Origin of the sequence: Sphingopyxis sp. PAMC25046 (assembly GCF_004795895.1) — a bacterium.
Taxonomy (GTDB): domain Bacteria; phylum Pseudomonadota; class Alphaproteobacteria; order Sphingomonadales; family Sphingomonadaceae; genus Sphingopyxis.
Window position 1 is genome coordinate 2,395,292 of sequence record NZ_CP039250.1, and the last position, 16,701, is coordinate 2,411,992.

Annotated in this window: 12 protein-coding genes; 4 read left to right on the top strand and 8 right to left on the bottom strand. The window is 65.8% G+C overall.

The window, feature by feature from the left end:
* Positions 1 to 7: 7 nt before the first annotated feature.
* Genes E5675_RS11185 through E5675_RS11210 form a run of 6 tightly spaced genes read right to left on the bottom strand, consistent with a single transcriptional unit; the run spans position 8 to position 7,195 of the window.
* Positions 8 to 397 (bottom strand): hypothetical protein, encoded by a 390-nt coding sequence (locus E5675_RS11185; protein WP_136174585.1) that lies wholly within the window; start codon positions 395 to 397, stop codon positions 8 to 10.
* Positions 394 to 2,253: a dihydroxy-acid dehydratase gene (gene ilvD, locus E5675_RS11190; protein ID WP_136174586.1), complete on the bottom strand. Its 1,860-nt coding sequence runs from the start codon at positions 2,251 to 2,253 to the stop codon at positions 394 to 396. Before ilvD ends, E5675_RS11185 begins: the two co-directional genes overlap by 4 nt.
* A 59-nt stretch (positions 2,254 to 2,312) precedes the next feature.
* Positions 2,313 to 3,044: an N-formylglutamate amidohydrolase gene (locus E5675_RS11195; protein WP_136174587.1), complete on the bottom strand. Its 732-nt coding sequence runs from the start codon at positions 3,042 to 3,044 to the stop codon at positions 2,313 to 2,315.
* Positions 3,041 to 3,889, bottom strand: coding sequence for a 4-(cytidine 5'-diphospho)-2-C-methyl-D-erythritol kinase (locus E5675_RS11200; protein WP_136174588.1), 849 nt, complete (start codon positions 3,887 to 3,889; stop codon positions 3,041 to 3,043). Before E5675_RS11200 ends, E5675_RS11195 begins: the two co-directional genes overlap by 4 nt.
* Positions 3,886 to 5,535: a tetratricopeptide repeat protein gene (locus E5675_RS11205; RefSeq protein ID WP_247594581.1), complete on the bottom strand. Its 1,650-nt coding sequence runs from the start codon at positions 5,533 to 5,535 to the stop codon at positions 3,886 to 3,888. The genes E5675_RS11200 and E5675_RS11205 overlap by 4 nt, the downstream gene beginning before the upstream one ends.
* 4 nt (positions 5,536 to 5,539) lie before the next feature.
* Entirely contained in the window at positions 5,540 to 7,195 is a 1,656-nt protein-coding gene (locus E5675_RS11210) for an electron transfer flavoprotein-ubiquinone oxidoreductase (protein WP_136174589.1), read from the bottom strand.
* A gap of 119 nt (positions 7,196 to 7,314) precedes the next feature.
* Between E5675_RS11210 and E5675_RS11215 the strand changes: the two genes are divergently transcribed.
* Genes E5675_RS11215 through E5675_RS11230 form a run of 4 tightly spaced genes read left to right on the top strand, consistent with a single transcriptional unit; the run spans position 7,315 to position 11,522 of the window.
* Positions 7,315 to 8,103 carry a uracil-DNA glycosylase family protein gene (locus E5675_RS11215; RefSeq protein ID WP_136174590.1) on the top strand — a complete coding sequence of 263 codons (789 nt, stop codon included), beginning with the start codon at positions 7,315 to 7,317 and terminating at the stop codon, positions 8,101 to 8,103.
* A gap of 12 nt (positions 8,104 to 8,115) precedes the next feature.
* On the top strand, positions 8,116 to 9,873 hold the full coding sequence (locus tag E5675_RS11220) for a lytic transglycosylase domain-containing protein (protein ID WP_247594582.1): 1,758 nt from the start codon (positions 8,116 to 8,118) through the stop codon (positions 9,871 to 9,873).
* Positions 9,863 to 10,387: a molybdenum cofactor biosynthesis protein B gene (gene moaB, locus E5675_RS11225; RefSeq protein ID WP_136174592.1), complete on the top strand. Its 525-nt coding sequence runs from the start codon at positions 9,863 to 9,865 to the stop codon at positions 10,385 to 10,387. The genes E5675_RS11220 and moaB overlap by 11 nt, the downstream gene beginning before the upstream one ends.
* A gap of 46 nt (positions 10,388 to 10,433) precedes the next feature.
* A complete protein-coding gene (locus E5675_RS11230) occupies positions 10,434 to 11,522 on the top strand; it encodes a PA0069 family radical SAM protein (RefSeq protein ID WP_136174593.1) in 1,089 nt (362 codons plus the stop codon).
* Here E5675_RS11230 and E5675_RS11235 read toward each other — a convergent pair.
* Both E5675_RS11235 and dnaE read right to left on the bottom strand, forming a co-directional pair.
* The gene (locus E5675_RS11235; RefSeq protein ID WP_136174594.1) at positions 11,519 to 13,123 is read right to left on the bottom strand and encodes a long-chain fatty acid--CoA ligase; all 1,605 of its coding nucleotides are present in this window, start codon (positions 13,121 to 13,123) and stop codon (positions 11,519 to 11,521) included. The two genes, E5675_RS11230 and E5675_RS11235, sit on opposite strands and share 4 nt — an antisense overlap.
* A gap of 81 nt (positions 13,124 to 13,204) precedes the next feature.
* Positions 13,205 to 16,690 (bottom strand): DNA polymerase III subunit alpha, encoded by a 3,486-nt coding sequence (dnaE, locus tag E5675_RS11240; protein WP_136174595.1) that lies wholly within the window; start codon positions 16,688 to 16,690, stop codon positions 13,205 to 13,207.
* Between the last annotated feature and the right edge of the window lie 11 nt (positions 16,691 to 16,701).

The window sequence follows — 16,701 nt, forward strand, 5'->3', positions numbered from 1 at the left end:
AACGCGCCTACTTCGCGCCGCCCGTATTCGCGGGCAGGCGATAGCGGTCGTGCCCGATCGCAACCTCGATCATATTGTTGCCGACGATGTTGACCTTCGCCGGTTCGGCGCCATCGGCCGACACGACCCCGCGCCCGTCGGTGGTGATCTGCAACCTGCGGTAACCGACATTGGCGCGCCCGACGACGAGGATCGTTCCGTCCGCGCCGCTCATTTCGTCGACGGTGCAAGTGCGGTCGAACAGTTTGGCGCCCTCCAGCGCGCACTCGATACGGCCATTTTTGGCGGCCTCGCGCGACCCGCGCGCTTCAGCCTCAGCCAGATCGCCATTGTCCGGGGCTCGATCGCAGCCCGCGAGCGCGATCAGCGTCAGCAATACCCCCCCAAATCGCTTCATCCCTTGCCCTTCAGCTGCGACAGGTCGCGCACCGCTCCTCTTGCGGCGCTCGTCGTCATCGCGGCATAGGCCTGAAGTGCTACCGAAACCTTGCGCGGGCGCGCTTTCTCGGGCTGCCAGGCGGCATCGCCCTTTGCGTCCATCGCGGCGCGGCGCTCGGCAAGCACGCTGTCCGCCACCGCGAGCGTGATCGTCCGCGACGGGATGTCGATATTGACGAGGTCGCCATTCTCGACCAGCCCGATCGCCCCGCCCTCGGCCGCTTCGGGCGAGACATGGCCGATCGACAGCCCTGACGTGCCGCCCGAAAAGCGCCCGTCGGTGATCAGCGCGCAGGCGGCGCCCAGTCCCTTCGATTTCAAATAGCTCGTCGGATAGAGCATTTCCTGCATCCCCGGCCCGCCCTTCGGCCCTTCGTAGCGGATCACGACGACGTCGCCGGCCTCGACCTGCCCGGTGAGGATGCCCGCGACCGCGGCGTCCTGGCTTTCATAGACCTTTGCGGGCCCTGAGAATTTGAGGATGCTCTCGTCGACGCCCGCGGTCTTCACGATGCAGCCGTCGAGCGCGATATTGCCCGACAGCACCGCGAGCCCGCCGTCCTTGCTGAACGCATGGTCGGCCGAGCGGATCACGCCGCCCTCGCGGTCAAGGTCGAGGCTGTCCCAGCGCCGATCCTGGCTGAACGCGGTCTGCGTTGGCACGCCGCCGGGCGCCGCCATGAAGAATTTCTGCACCTCGGGATCGTTGGTCCGCGAAATGTCCCATTTGTTGAGTGCGTCGCCCAGCGTCGCGCTGTGTACCGTCGGCAAATGCGCGTGGATCAACCCCGCGCGCTCGAGCTGGCCGAGAATCGCCATGATCCCGCCGGCGCGGTGGACATCCTCCATATGCACGTCGCTCTTCGCCGGCGCGACCTTCGACAGGCACGGCACGCGGCGCGACAGCCGGTCGATGTCCTCCATCGTGAAATCGACGCCCGCCTCGAACGCCGCGGCGAGCAGGTGGAGCACGGTGTTCGTCGATCCACCCATCGCGATGTCGAGGCTCATCGCATTTTCGAACGCCTCGAACGTCGCGATATTGCGCGGCAGCACGCTCTGGTCGCCTTCTTCATAGTGGCGCTTGCACATTTCGACGACGATCCGCCCCGCGCGCAGGAACAGCTCCTTGCGGTCGGCGTGCGTCGCGAGGGTCGAGCCATTACCCGGCAACGACAGCCCCAGCGCTTCGGTCAGGCAGTTCATCGAGTTCGCGGTGAACATGCCCGAGCACGACCCGCACGTCGGGCAGGCCGAGCGCTCGATCGCGGTCACTTCCTCGTCGCTATATTTCTCGTCGGCGGCGGCGACCATCGCATCGACGAGGTCGAGCGCGACTTCCTTGCCTTTCAGCACGACCTTGCCGGCCTCCATCGGCCCGCCCGACACGAACACCACCGGGATATTGATGCGCAGCGCCGCCATCAACATGCCCGGCGTGATCTTGTCGCAGTTCGAGATACACACCATCGCGTCGGCGCAATGCGCATTGACCATATATTCGACGCTGTCGGCGATCAGGTCGCGGCTGGGCAGCGAATAGAGCATCCCGTCATGCCCCATCGCGATCCCGTCATCGACCGCGATCGTATTGAATTCCTTGGCAACCCCGCCCGACGCTTCGATCTCGCGCGCGACCATCTGGCCGAGGTCTTTCAGGTGGACATGGCCGGGCACGAACTGGGTGAAGCTGTTCACCACCGCGATGATCGGTTTGCCGAAATCATCGTCCTTCATCCCCGTCGCGCGCCAAAGGCCGCGGGCACCCGCCATATTGCGGCCATGGGTGGTGGTGCGCGAACGATAAGAAGGCATTTGGAGATTTCCTGATAATATTATTTCATAAAATGACGATGAAATGCGCCTCTACACGCCTATGCACCGATGTTCAACGCCACTTTCTCGCACATCCGCGCCAGCCGCTCGGCGAACAGTGCCTGTCCCGTGGCCTCGCCAACCAGGTCCTGGCGCATCTCGATCCCGACATAGGGGATGCCGTTCGCCTCCGCATGGCGGTTCATGGTCGCGTTGAGCAGCTTGCCCGAATAGGGTTGCTGGTCGCCGACGATCAGCCCTTCGGCCTCCAAAGCCGCGATCGCCGCTCCCGCGAGCCGGTCGTCCTCATTATAGAGCACCCCGACGTGCCACGGCCGCGCCTGATCGGGATGCGCCGCAAGCGACGGCGTAAAGCTGTGCAGCGACAGAATCATCGTCGGCCGCGCCGCCGCGATCGTCGCCGCGATATGGTCGTGATAGGGACGGAAAAAGCGCGCCAGCCGCGCTTCGCGCGCGTCGTCGTCCAGGGCATTGCCCGGCACCGCATGGCCGTCGCTCGCGATCGGGAGCACCCCCGGCGCATCCTCATCGCGGTTGCAGTCGACGACGAGCCGCGACACGCCGCCAAGGATCGCGGTATCGACCGCGCCGCTTTCGACAAGCCGCGCCGCGACCTCGGCGACGCCGATGTCGATCGCGATATGGTTCGACAGCAACGCCGGATCGATACCCAGATCGACATCCTCGGGCACGTGGTTCGACGCGTGATCGGCGATCAGCAACAGGCCGCCCGCCCGCGCTTCGCCGATCTGCCGCCACGCTTCGCTCACTTCAATGCTCCCGCCATCGTCCACCAGCCCGGGTGCCGCTCTGCCAGCAAAGCCGCCGCCGCGTCGCGCTCGGCCGCCGCATCGAACAGTGCGAAGCAGGTCGCTCCCGAACCCGACATGCGCGCCAACCAAGGCAGCAGCGCACCGAGTTCGAGCAAAATGTCGGCAATCGCCGGACACTGCGCGATCGCCGCGCGCTGCAAATCGTTGCGCGCGCCGAGCAACGCCGCGCGTGGCTCGGCACCGGTGAACAGCGGTCCGCGATCGATCCCGTCCCATGCGGCGAACACGGGCCCCGTCGCGACCGGCTGGCGTGGATTGACGAGCAGCACCGGCGCCCCGCAGAGCTGCAGTCCGGGCACGACGCTCAATTCTTCGCCCGTGCCCATACCGAGGCAAGTCTCGCTCGCCACACAAGCGGCGACGTCGGCGCCCAGCGGGCTCATGATCCGAGCCAATGTCGCATCGCCGATCTCGGGCAGGAAATGACGCCGCACCAGCCGCGCCATCGCCGCGGCATCGGCCGACCCGCCGCCGATCCCCGCCGCAACGGGCAGCGCCTTTGTCAGCGTCACCGCGAGCGGCGGCACGCGGTCGGCTCCGTAGCGCTCGCGAAGCAGCGCCATCGCCCGCATCACCAGATTGTCGCCGTCAGCGCTCAATCCTTCGGCGAACTCGCCATTGATCGTCAGACTGTCGGCATCGGCGAACTCCGCCGCGATCGCATCACCGCCGTCGACAAAGGCAAACAGTGTCTCGATCGCATGATAGCCGTCGGGACGCCGCGCACGGACATGCAGCGCGAGGTTGATCTTGGCCCAGCCGGTCTCGCCGAACGCCGTCACGGCGCCGTCGTGGCGGGAGTCAGCCCGTCGCGCAGCTTTGCCGTCAGCCGCGTCGCCATCTCGGCCTCGGCGAGCAGCGCCGCGGCGCGCCAATTATATCGCGCCCGAAATTTCTGCCCCGCCTTCCAATAGGCGTCGCCCAGATGTTCGACGATCACCGGGTTATCGGGCTCGCCGCGCTGCGCCCTTTCGAGCAGATCGACCGCATCGTCGGTGCGTCCGGTCAGGAAATAGGCCCAGCCCAGCGAATCGCTGATGCTCGCATTCTGTGGCTCGCGGCGCCAAGCGGCCTCGATCCGCGCCAGCGATTGCGCGATATCCTTGCGCCGTTCGAGTGCCGAATAGCCGGCGAAATTCAATATCGATGCGTCGCCCGGGCGGAGCGCCACGGCGCGCTCCATCAGGGTCTCGGCCTCGTCCCACCGGCCCGTCTGCAACAGCAATTCCGCCCGCGCAATCAGCAAGGTGCCGCGTAAAGCCCGGTCGGTTTCGCCGTCGCCGAGCGACGCCTCGAGCCGCTCATAGGCGCGCGCTGCCGCCGCGGGGTCGCCCGAACGCCGCGCGATATCGGCAAGCCGGACGAGCAAACCACGCGCGGGGTTGGCATTCGCGGCGGCCTCGGCAAGCCGCGCCGCGCCCGCGAGATCGCCCGCATCGGCCATCAGTTCGGCGCGACGCATCGTAAGCGCGGCGGGCAGTTCCTGCCGCCCGCTATCGAGCAAGGCCATCGCGTCCTGGGTCTGGCCGTTGCGGTCGAGAGTCTCGACGAGCGTCGCCCGCACCGCCCAATCCTCCTCGTTGAGCCAATAGGCTGCACGCGCGAACAGCAAAGGCAGCTTCGCGCTGCCGTTCGGCGTCCGGGCAAGGCCGTCGGCCAAAATGCCGAGCCATTGCGCCACGCCCGCACGCGGCGTCGAAACCGGCTGGTCGGGAAGCAGCAGCATCGGATCTTCGCGCTGCCCCGAAGCAAGTGCGATCCGCCCGCGCAACCGCCCCGCCGCGTCGCCTTTACCCGCCCTGTCCAGCGTGGCAGCAACCCGCACTCCCATGAGCTGGCTCGTACGGTCGGTCAGTGTGATGCCGTCGGTCAGCGACGCGGCCGAATCGGCGCGCTTCGCCGCGATCTGCACAAGTGCCACCTGGAGGGTAAGCGCCGGCTCGGGCCGGGTCGGGCTGTTCACCGCAAGCAGGTGCTGTTCGGGAAATTTCTTGCGTGCGCCGATGTCGATCCACGCATTCACCGTCGGCAAGATCAACCGCGCGATCGTGTCGGCGCCCGTCTTGTCCGTCCGCCCCGCCATATAGACGCGGGCCGCATCCCAATCCGACCGGCGCATCGCGTCGACCATCAGCACCAGCTGCGCATCGAAACGCCGGTCGCCCGCCGTCCACAGGCTCTGCGCGGCGGAGCGCGCGGCATCGAGATCGCCCGCCTCGATCGCCTGTTCGAGCATCCGTCCGCGAATACCCGGCAGGCCCGGCGCGGCGCTGGACACCATCGTCAGCGCCGACAGTGCGACCGCCGGGGCGGCGCTCTCTTCGGCCAATCGCGCCCGTACGAGCGCGTTGAGGACTTCGCCGCTGTCGTCGGCGGCATGCACGGGCACCGCCGCCGCAACGGCGGCGGCGACCAGAAAGAAGCGCACGGGCTTACATGTTCGGATAATTGGGGCCTCCGCCGCCTTCGGGGGTGACCCAGTTGATGTTCTGGGTCGGGTCCTTGATATCGCACGTCTTGCAGTGAACGCAATTCTGCGCGTTGATCACGAATTTCGGATCGCCTTCTTCCTCACCGACGATCTCGTAGACCCCCGCCGGACAATAACGCTGCGCGGGCTCGTCATAGAGCGGCAGATTATAGGCGACCGGGATCGACGGATCCTTGAGTTGCAGGTGAACCGGCTGGTCTTCCTCGTGATTGGTGTTCGAAATGAACACCGACGACAGGCGGTCAAAGGTCAGCACGCCGTCGGGTTTGGGATAGTCCGGTTTCGGCATGATGTCGGCGCGATAGAGGCTCTCATTGTCCGGATGATGCTTCATCGTGAACGGGACTTTGATCTTGAACGTTTCGAGCCACATCGTCATGCCCGACAGGATTGTGCCCGCAAGATCGCCATATTTCTCAACGAGCGGCAGCACGTTACGGACAACGCTCAGTTCCTTCTTGACCCAGCTGTCGTCATAGGCCGCTTGATACGCCTCGAGCGTGTCGCTCGACCGGCCCGCGGCCACCGCCGCGAAGGCCGCCTCGGCTGCCATCATCCCCGATTTCATCGAGGTGTGCGTGCCCTTGATGCGCGGGACGTTCAGGAAGCCGGCGCTGTCGCCGATCAGCGCGCCGCCCGGGAAGGCAAGTTTCGGCACCGACTGGAGCCCGCCGTCGCTGATCGCGCGCGCTCCATAGGAGACGCGTTTGCCGCCCTTCAGGATTTTCGCGATCTCGGGATGCGTCTTCCACTTCTGCATCTCCTGAAAGGGGGAGATGTGCGGGTTGCGATAATTGAGCCAGGTCACGAAGCCGAGCGCCACCTGCCCGTTCGCCTGATGATAGAGAAAGCCGCCGCCATTGGCGTTCTGGTCGAGCGGCCAGCCCTGCGTGTGGATGACGCGCCCCGGCGCATACTGCTCGGGGTCGATATCCCACAATTCCTTGACGCCGAGGCCATAGACCTGCGGTTCGCAATCGGCGTCGAGCGCGAACTGCGGCTTGAGCATCTTAGTCAGATGACCGCGCACCCCTTCGGCGAAGAAGGTATATTTCGCGTGGAGTTCGAGGCCGGGGGCGTAATCGGCCTTGTGGCCGCCGTCGCGCGCGACCCCCATGTCGCCGGTCGCGACGCCTTTGACCGAACCATCTTCGTTGTAGAGGATCTCGGCGGCGGGAAAGCCCGGGAAGATTTCGACGCCCAGCCCTTCGGCTTGCTCGGCGAGCCAGCGGCAAAGATTGCCGAGGCTACCCGTATAGGTGCCCTCATTGTGCATGAAACCGGGCGAGATGAATTCGGGAAGGCCGAATTTCTTGTTCTTGGTCAGAATCCAGTGCTGATTGTCGTTCACCGGCACTTCGGCAAGCGGACAGCCCTGGTCGCGCCACTCCGGCAGCAGTTCGTCGAGCGCCCTGGGATCGATCACCGCCCCCGACAGGATGTGCGCGCCGACTTCGGACCCCTTTTCTAGGATGCACACCGACAATTCGCTGCCGGCCTCATTCGCCATCTGTTTCAGGCGGATCGCCGCCGAAAGCCCCGCCGGACCCGCGCCGACGATGACCACGTCATAGGGCATCGATTCCCGTTCGCTCACCGCAAATACCTTTCTGCCGTCCCCGCGCCGATCATTCATCGTGTCCGGCGCTCATTCTGTCACGAATTGCGATGCCCGCCAATTGACGCGTCCGTCAACTGCCTGTTTGAAACAAAATCATGGGTGGGCAAAATTCGGTCTTGCTGGCGGAAAGCTATAGCGACTGGTGGTCGCTGGCGGGTGTCGACACGCTCGTCGGCGAGGAACCCGCGGGCTGGCTCGTCGTGCCGCCGGCGAATGACGCTGCGGCCGCCAAGCCGAAACCCGCGCGCGATAACGATCCCGAGCCGCTCCCGCTCCCCGCTGCGCTCCAGCGGCAGGAGGCGCCCGAGGCACTCGAACCGAAGGGCCCGGTAGTATTTCCCGACGACTGGACCGAATTTCAAGACTGGCTGGCGACCGGCGCCGACGTACCCGGCAGCCAATGGGACGCGCGCCGCGTGCTTCCCGTCGGCGAAGCGGGCGCGCCGTTGATGCTGCTCACCGCCTGGCCCGAAATCGACGACCAACGGGACGGGGCGCTCTTTTCCGGTCCCGCCGGACGATTGCTCGACGCGATGCTGCAGGCGATCGGCGTGGCGCGCGTCGACTGCTACACTGCGGGCCTTGCGGTGACGCGCCCCGCAGGCGGCCGCTGCGACGGCGAAGAGGCCGCCGAACTCGACCGCCTGCTGTGGCATCATTTGCGGCTCGCCAAACCCGAACGCTTGTTGCTGATCGGAAGCGACATCACGCGAATGGCCGCCGCGACGGCGCTGCCCGACGCGCGCGGAAGGTTACTGAATATTAACCAAGATGGCGCCAAGATGGACGCGGTGGCTGTGGCGCATCCCGCGATGTTGCTGGCCCGGCCCGCCCAGAAAGCGGCGGCTTGGGATAGCCTGAAACTGTTCAACCGGGGACGTTGACAGATGGAAAATATGACCAGAAACCTTCTCTCGGGCGCCGCAATGGCGCTTTCGCTCGCCGCTGCCGCACCGGCGTTCGCTGCCGATGCCGGCGACCGCGATTTCGCCTCGGCGCCGCAAACGGTGCCCGATATCCTGTCATCGAAGCAGAAGCAGCTTTACACGCAAGTCCTCACCGCGATCCGCGGTCAGCGTTGGGCCGAGGCCAAATCCCTGCTCGACGGTTCCGATAACGGCCCGCTCACCGACTTCCTGCGCGCCGAATTGCTCACCGCCGCGAACAGCCCGCGCGCCGAAGTCGCCGACATCATGCCGATCCTTTCGCGTTCGCCCTGGTTGCCGCAGGCCGCGCAGCTCGGCCGCCTCGCGACCAAGCGCGGCGCAACCGATCTGCCGACCCTGCCGTTTGAAACGCGTCTCGCCTGGGCTGGCAGCGCGCCGCGCCGGCTCGGTGCCGACAGCGTCAGCGACCCGGCGGCCTCGCGTCTTGCCGCTACGATCCCCGACCGGATCAAGAATGACGACCCCGCAGGCGCCGAAGGGCTGCTCAATGCCGTCATCGACCAGCTCAGCCCCGCGGCGCGCGCCGAATGGACGCAAAAGGTCGCCTGGTCCTATTATATCGAGAATGACGATCAGAATGCGCTGCGCCTGTCGCTCGCCTGCACGGCAGGCGGCGGCGCCTGGGCGACGCAGGGCGCCTGGGTGCAAGGTCTCGCTTCGTGGCGGCTTCGCGATTACCGAACCGCGCTCGCCGCATTCGACCGCGTCGCCAAGGAAGCGCCCGACAGCGAACAGCGCGCTGCGGCCTATTATTGGGCATCGCGCGCCGCAGTCGCCGCCGGACAGCCCGCGCTGGTGCAACCGCGCCTGCGCGCCGCCGCCGCCAACGGGGAAACCTTCTACGGTCTGCTCGCGGCCGAATCGCTGGGCGTCGAGGCCGCGAGTCAGCGCGAGAATGTCCGCGCCGACCGGAGCGCGTGGCGCGCGCTCGAGAAACTGCCTAACGTCCGCGTCGCGATGGCGCTCGCCGAGATCGGCGAGGATGTCTACGCGGGCCAAGCGCTGCGGCATCAGGCCCAGATTGGCAACGCCGATCAACATGCCCAGCTGATCGCCATGGCGGGCGCGCTCAGCCTGCCCGAAACGCAGCTTTATCTCGCCCACAACACGCCGCACGGCCGCAAGCCCGCCGTGCAGGCCCGTTATCCGCAGCCGAAATGGGAACCGAATGGTGGCTGGCGCGTCGATCCGGCGCTGGTCTTTGCCCACACACTCCAGGAATCCCGCTTTCAGCGCGGCGTCGTGAGCCCGGCGGGCGCGACCGGGCTGATGCAGGTGCGCCCCGGCACCGCGCGCGACATTGTGCGCTGGGAAGGCGCGGTCGCGGCCCTCGGCGATCTCAAGACCCCCGCCGTGAACATGGATCTCGGCCAGCGTTATCTGCAATATCTTAGCCGCGACCCCGCGACTGGCGGCCAGCTCCCCAAGGTGATCGCCGCCTATAACGCCGGCCCCGCGCCGATCGCGCGCTGGCAGACCGAAATCCGCGACAATGGCGATCCGCTGCTCTACATGGAATCGATCCCCTATTGGGAAACGCGCGGCTATGTCGGGATCGTGCTGCGCAATTACTGGATGTACGAAGCGCAGCAAGGCAAGCCGTCGGTCAGCCGTGCCGCGCTGGCGCAGGGCAAATGGCCGCGCTTTCCCGACGGGAAGGACCGCACGCGCCTGACCTATGCTGGCGATTTCGCGAATGCCGATTGACGAGAGCCTGGCGTTCAGGTCTGTCCGCATCGCGCTCCTGACGATTTCGGACAGCCGCAGCGCCGCCGACGACCGGTCGGGTGACAAGCTCGAGGAACTCTTGACCGGCGCCGGCCATACCCTCGCCGCGCGCGCGCTCATCAAGGACGACACCGATCTGATCGTCTCGCGTCTCCACAATTGGATCGACGACCCCGAGGTCGATGTCGTCATCACCACCGGCGGCACCGGCCTGACCGGCCGCGATGTCACGCCCGAGGCGCTGCACCGCCTCGACGGCAAGGATATTCCGGGTTTTGGCGAGCTGTTCCGCTGGCTCAGCTATCGGACGATCGGCACCTCGACGATCCAGTCGCGCGCCTGCGCCGTCGTCGCGCGCGGTACCTATATCTTCGCGCTCCCCGGTTCGACCGGCGCGGTGACCGACGCTTGGGAAGGCATTTTGTCCACCCAGCTCGACAGCCGCCACAAGCCGTGCAACTTCGTCGAGCTGATGCCGCGCCTCACCGAATAGGCTATTTGTTCTTTCTTTGTTCCGTTCGTCGCGATACGCTGCGCCGATGGACTCATCGAAGCCCCCGCCCCCGATCCTGGGCCGCGGCGCCCCGACCAATTTGCGCCCGACCCGCACCGGCTCGCTCGACCGCGAAGCCGATGGCGACTGGCTCGACGCTGCAAACGAAATCGATGGCGAAGCGCCCAAATTGCGCACGACGGTGACCGTCGAGCATCCCAAGACCATCATTGCACGCAACAAATCTCCCGACATCAGCTTCGATCGCTCGATCAACCCCTATCGCGGCTGCGAGCACGGCTGCATCTATTGCTTCGCTCGCCCGACGCACGCCTTCCACGACCTGTCGCCGGGTCTCGATTTCGAAAGCAGGCTCTTCGCCAAACCCGACGCCGCGAAGCTGCTGCGCACCGAACTCGCCAAGCGTAATTACAAGCCCGCGCCGCTCGCAATCGGCACCAACACCGATGGTTATCAGCCAATCGAGCGCGAATGGGGCGTTACGCGTTCGGTGGTTGAAGTGCTCGCCGAAACGCGCCACCCACTGATCATCACGACCAAGTCCGACCGCGTGTTGCGCGACATCGACCTGCTCGCCGACATGGCGCGCGACAATCTGGTCGGCGTCGCGGTGTCGGTGACCACGCTCGATCCGGCCATTGCGCGCACGCTCGAACCCCGCGCGCCGCATCCGCGCCGCCGCCTCGCCGCGATCCGCAAGCTGATCGACGCGGGCGTTCCGACACAGGTCAATATATCGCCGATCATCCCCGCAATTACCGATCACGAGATCGAGGCGATTATGCAGGCAGCGGCCGAAGCAGGGGCAATCCGAGCGTCCTACATATTGATGCGCCTCCCCTATGAGGTTGCACCGCTGTTCCGCGCCTGGCTCGAAGCGCACTATCCCGACCGCGCCGCCAAGGTAATGCACATGGTGCAGGACATTCGCGGCGGCCGCGACAACGACGCCCAGTTCTTCACCCGCATGCGCGGCCACGGCGTCTGGGCGCAGCTCATCCGCACCCGCGTCAAGCGCGCCGCGCGCGAACATGGCATGGATAAAAGCTTCCCGCCGATCCGCAGCGACCTGTTCCGCCCGCCCGAACGCGAGGGACAGATGGAGCTGTTTTAGGCCGCGGTCAGCGACCGTAGCCTGTAATCCTTGTAATCGTCGCGGATCTGGCGCTTCAAAATCTTGCCCGTCGCGGTGTGCGGCAACTCGTCGACGAAGACAATCTCGTCGGGCAGCCACCATTTGGCAACCTTGTCCTTGAGATAGCCGACGATCGCGGCTTCGTTCACCTCGGCACCCGGCTTCTTCACGATCAGCAGGATCGGTCGCTCGTCCCACTTGGGATGATAGACGCCGACCGCAGCGGCTTCCTGCACTCCCGGCGCGCCGACCGCAGCGTTTTCGAGCTCGATCGAACTGATCCATTCGCCGCCCGATTTGATCACATCCTTCGCGCGGTCGGTGATCTGCATGACGCCGTCGGGATGCAGCACCGCGACATCGCCCGTATCGAACCAGCCGTCCGCATCGGCCGCGTCGGCATCGGCCTTGAAATAGCGCTGGATGATCCACGGACCGCGACATTGCAGCCGCCCGCTCGTCTCGCCGTCGCGCGGCAATTCCTTGTCCTCGTCGTCGACGACGCGCAGTTCGACGCCGAACGGCGGGCAGCCCTGCCGCGCGACGATGTCGACGCGCTCGTCAAAGCTCATTTCGTCCCAATTCCACGGTCTTTTGCCCATCGTTCCGATCGGCGAGGTTTCGGTCATCCCCCACGCATGGCCGACGTCGATCCCCGCCGTCATGAACCGCTCGATCATCGCGCGCGGGCACGCCGACCCGCCGATGATCACGCGGTGCAGCTTGCCATAGCCGATCCCCGTCGCGTCCATATGTGCGAACATAGCGATCCACACCGTCGGTACGCCCGCGCTGTGGGTGACGCCCTCGTCGTGCATCAGGTCGCACAGTACCTGCGCGTCGTTGGTCGCGGAAAAGACCAGCTTCGCGCCGACGGTCGCGGCGGCAAAGGGAATGCCCCAGCTGTTCGCGTGGAACATCGGCACGATCGGCAGCACCACGCTGCGGTTCGACATGTCGAACACGTCGGGCTGGATCTCGGTGATCGCGTGGATGACGTTCGAGCGATGCTCATAGAGCACGCCCTTCGGGTTGCCCGTCGTCCCGCTGGTATAGCAAAGCCCCACCGGATCGCGCTCGTCGAGGGAAACCCATTTGAAGCTGCCGTCTTCGGCATCGATCAGGTCGCGATAGGAAAGATAGCCCTCGCGCGCCGGGGCGTCGAACAGGATGAAATGCTCGACAGTCGGCAGTTTCGAACGCAGCCGTTCGACGATCGGCAGGAACATCGCGTCGAACAGCAGCACCCGGTCTTCGGCATGATTGATGATATAGATCAGCTGTTCGTCGAACAGCCGCGGGTTCACCGTATGCAGCACGCCGCCCATGCCCGCAGTGCCGTACCAGCTGACCAGATGGTGGCCGTGGTTCATCGCGAGCGTCGCGATGCGGTCGCCCTTCTTCATCCCCAGTCTCACCATCGCGGCGGCGAACCGGCGCGCGTCGGTGCCGACTTCTCCCCAGTTCGATCGCGTCATGCTACCGTCCGCCCATCGCGATACGATTTCGCGACCGCTATGTTCGCGCGCGGCATGATCGATCAGGCTCGTGACGAGCAGCGGCTGGCCCTGCATTCCCATGGTCCGGCATCCTCAAATATATATATCGTTGCCGGCAATGGATAGGGTCGGAAACCCCCGACACGCAAGGGGGAAGGAGGCTTAGCGCGCCCGGAATTCGCGCGGCGCGACGAGCGACAGCGCGGGCTGGGTCACGCCCGCGACCATGTCGAGCCGCGATACCGTGTCGGGGCCGAGCGCGAAGCCGCGGCCGAGTTCGATACGGATCTCGTCATCGGTCAGCGGATCGATCGTAGTGACGATCACGCGGCCCTTTGCATCGTCGCGCTTGACGAGCAGCCGCGCGATGTCCTCGATCGCCGCCGACGTGTCGACGCGGCAGGTCAGCTGGAGCGCGGCGGTCGCAGCCATATCGGCCAGCGACTGCGCACCGCGTACGGTGACCCGCGGCGTTTCCTCGCCTTCGAGCAGATCGAGTTCGACCGACAGCATCGCGCAGCCGCCCTCGGCCGCCAGCGCCTCGAGCGTCTTTCCGGCGATTTCGTCGAAGCAGCTCGACTGGAACTGGCCGCTGCGGTCCGACAGCGTCAGGTTGAGGAAGCGGTTGCCGCGCTGCGACACGCGCGGGCGCGCGCTTTCGACCATCGCCGCCATCACCATCGGGATGCGCGTTCCCGGCGTCATTTCGACATTGTCGCAGATATCGCCATAGGAGCGCGCGCCGCGCGCCGAGACGATCGCTTCATATTGCTCGACCGGATGCGACGAGAAATAGAAGCCGAAGGCGTCCTTCTCGCGCGTCATCCGCTCGGCGAGCGTCCATGGTTCGGCGGCGGGCAGTTGCAGCGCGGGCGCGATCGCGATGTCGCCGCCGAACAGGCCGCCCTGCCCCGTCGAACGTTCGTGCGCCGAGCTGTTCGCGCAGGCGAGCAGGCTTTCGGCGCCGGCAAAGGCGCGCGGGCGGTCGGGCTCGATACAGTCGAACGCCCCCGCCGCCGCCAGCGCCTCGATCTGCCGCCGGTTGAGCAGCTTGGGGTCGATCCGGCTCGCAAAATCGTCAAGGCTGACGAAATCGCCCTTCGCGCGTTCGGCGACGAGCGCCTCCATCGCCTTCTCGCCCACCCCCTTGAGCGCGCCGAGTGCGTAGCGCACCGTCAGCCCCTCATCACTGCGTCCGACCGAGAAATCGGCCTCGCTGTCGTTGACCGACGGCGGCGAGATTCCGACGTCGAGCCGGCGCATGTCGTCGATGAAGATAGACAGCTTGTCGGTCTGGTGGCTATCGAACGACATCGACGCGGCGAAAAATTCGTGCGGATAATGCGCTTTCAGCCACGCCGTCTGATAGGATAGCAAGGCGTAGGCTGCCGCATGGCTCTTGTTGAAGCCATAACCCGCGAACTTGTCGATCAAATCGAACAGCTCGTTCGCGGCCTTCGGCGCGATCTGGTTATGCTCGCCGCAGCCTTTGACGAAGGTTTCGCGCTGCGCGTCCATCTCGGCCTGGACCTTCTTGCCCATCGCGCGGCGTAGCAGGTCGGCACCGCCGAGGCTGTAGCCCGCCAGTATCTGCGCGGCCTGCATCACCTGTTCCTGATAGACGAAGATGCCGTAGGTTTCGGCGAGGATGCCCTCGAGCAAAGGATGCGGATAGGCGATCGCCTCGCGCCCGTTCTTGCGCGCGCCGAACAGCGGGATATTGTCCATCGGACCGGGGCGATAGAGCGCGACGAGCGCGATGATGTCGCCGAAATTGGTCGGTTTCACCGCTGAAAGCGTGCGCCGCATCCCTTCGGATTCCAGCTGGAACACCCCGACGGTCTCGCCGCGCTGGAGCAACGCATAGACTTCCTCGTCGTCCCAAGCGAGCGCGTCGAGATCGACGTCGACTCCGCGCAGCGCAAGCAGGCGGCGTGCCTCCTTCAGCACCGACAGCGTCTTGAGGCCCAGAAAGTCGAATTTCACCAGCCCTGCGGTCTCGACATATTTCATGTCGAACTGGGTCACCGGCATGTCCGAGCGCGGGTCGCGATAGAGTGGGACGAGCTGGTCGAGAGGGCGGTCGCCGATCACCACCCCTGCGGCGTGGGTCGAGCTGTGCCGCGGTAGGCCTTCGAGCTGGCGGGCCATGTCGAACAGGCGCCGTACCCCATCGTCCTGCTTATATTCGGTCATCAGCTCGGCAACGCCGTTGAGCGCGCGTTCGAGCGTCCACGGATCGGTCGGATGGTTCGGCACCAGCTTCGCCAGCCGGTCGACCTGCCCATAGCTCATCTGGAGCACGCGCCCGGTGTCCTTGAGCACCGCACGCGCCTTCAGCTTACCGAAGGTGATGATCTGCGCGACGGTATCGCGGCCGTATTTCTCCTGGACATAGCGGATCACTTCGCCGCGCCGCGTTTCACAGAAATCGATGTCGAAGTCGGGCATCGACACGCGCTCGGGGTTGAGGAAGCGCTCGAACAGCAGGCCGAGCTTCAAGGGATCGAGGTCGGTGATCGTAAGTGCCCAGGCGACGACGCTGCCCGCACCCGACCCGCGCCCCGGCCCCACCGGGATATCGTGCGCCTTCGCCCATTTGATGAAGTCGGCAACGATCAGAAAGTATCCCGGAAAGCCCATCTGGGTGATGACGTCGACTTCGAAATCGAGCCGCGTGACATAGGCCTCGCGGTCTTCGTCGGAGAGGTCGGGATAGTGCGCGAGCCGCGCCGCCAGCCCCGCGTGCGCGTCGGCCTTCAATTGCGCCGCTTCGCCCTCGCGATCGCCCGCAAGGCTGGGCAGGATCGGCTTGCGCTTCGGCGCCATGAAGGCGCAGCGCTGCGCGACGACCAGCGTGTTGCGGATCGCCTCGGGCAGATCGGAGAAAGCGTCCTCCATCGCCTCGGCGGGCTTGAGCCACGCTTCGGGGCTCGAAACGCGGCGATCCTCGCTCTCGACATAGGCCGACTGCGCGATGCACAGCATCGCATCGTGTGCGGGATGGAACTGCGGCTCGACGAAATTCGCCGGGTTGGTCGCGACGATCGGCAGCGCGCGCGCATAGGCCAGATCGATCAGCGCATCCTCGGCCGCCTTCTCGACCTCATCGCCGCGCCGCGACAGCTCGATATAGAGCCGCCCGCCGAATAGCGCCTCCAACTGCTCGACATAATCCTCTGCCGCGCTCTTCTGCTCGCCCGCGAGCAACCGCGCGAGCGCGCCTTCGCCGCCGCCGGTCAGGCAGATCAACCCATCGGTTTTGCCCGCTATGTCAGACAGCAGCACATGCGGGTCCTGCTCGACCGGGCGGCCGAGGTGCGCCGCCGACACCAGCGCGCACAGATTGTCATATCCCGCATCATCCTGCGCATAGAGTGCGAGCCAGTCGATCAGCGGCGCGCCGTTCGCTATCCGCTGCCCGGGCCGCGCGACGCTGAGCAGGGTTCCGACGATCGGCTGCACCCCCGCCGCCTTGCACGCCTCGCCAAATGCCATGACGCCGTAAAGCCCGTTGCGGTCGGCAACGGCGATTGCCGGAAACCCGCGCTCGCGCGCGGCCTTCGCAATCGCCTTGGGCTCGATCGCCCCCTCCAGCATGGTAAAACTGGAAAAGACGCGTAGGGGAACAAAGGGGCTGTAGGCCATCGGATGACGCT

Bases quoted from the DNA above. Each gene is read 5' to 3' on its own strand.
- E5675_RS11185 (WP_136174585.1), bottom strand. From the start codon at position 397: ATGAAGCGATTTGGGGGGGTATTGCTGACGCTGATCGCGCTCGCGGGC.
- ilvD (WP_136174586.1), bottom strand. From the start codon at position 2,253: ATGCCTTCTTATCGTTCGCGCACCACCACCCATGGCCGCAATATGGCG.
- E5675_RS11215 (WP_136174590.1), top strand. From the start codon at position 7,315: ATGGGTGGGCAAAATTCGGTCTTGCTGGCGGAAAGCTATAGCGACTGG.
- E5675_RS11220 (WP_247594582.1), top strand. From the start codon at position 8,116: ATGACCAGAAACCTTCTCTCGGGCGCCGCAATGGCGCTTTCGCTCGCC.
- moaB (WP_136174592.1), top strand. From the start codon at position 9,863: ATGCCGATTGACGAGAGCCTGGCGTTCAGGTCTGTCCGCATCGCGCTC.
- E5675_RS11230 (WP_136174593.1), top strand. From the start codon at position 10,434: ATGGACTCATCGAAGCCCCCGCCCCCGATCCTGGGCCGCGGCGCCCCG.
- E5675_RS11235 (WP_136174594.1), bottom strand. From the start codon at position 13,123: ATGGGAATGCAGGGCCAGCCGCTGCTCGTCACGAGCCTGATCGATCAT.
- dnaE (WP_136174595.1), bottom strand. From the start codon at position 16,690: ATGGCCTACAGCCCCTTTGTTCCCCTACGCGTCTTTTCCAGTTTTACC.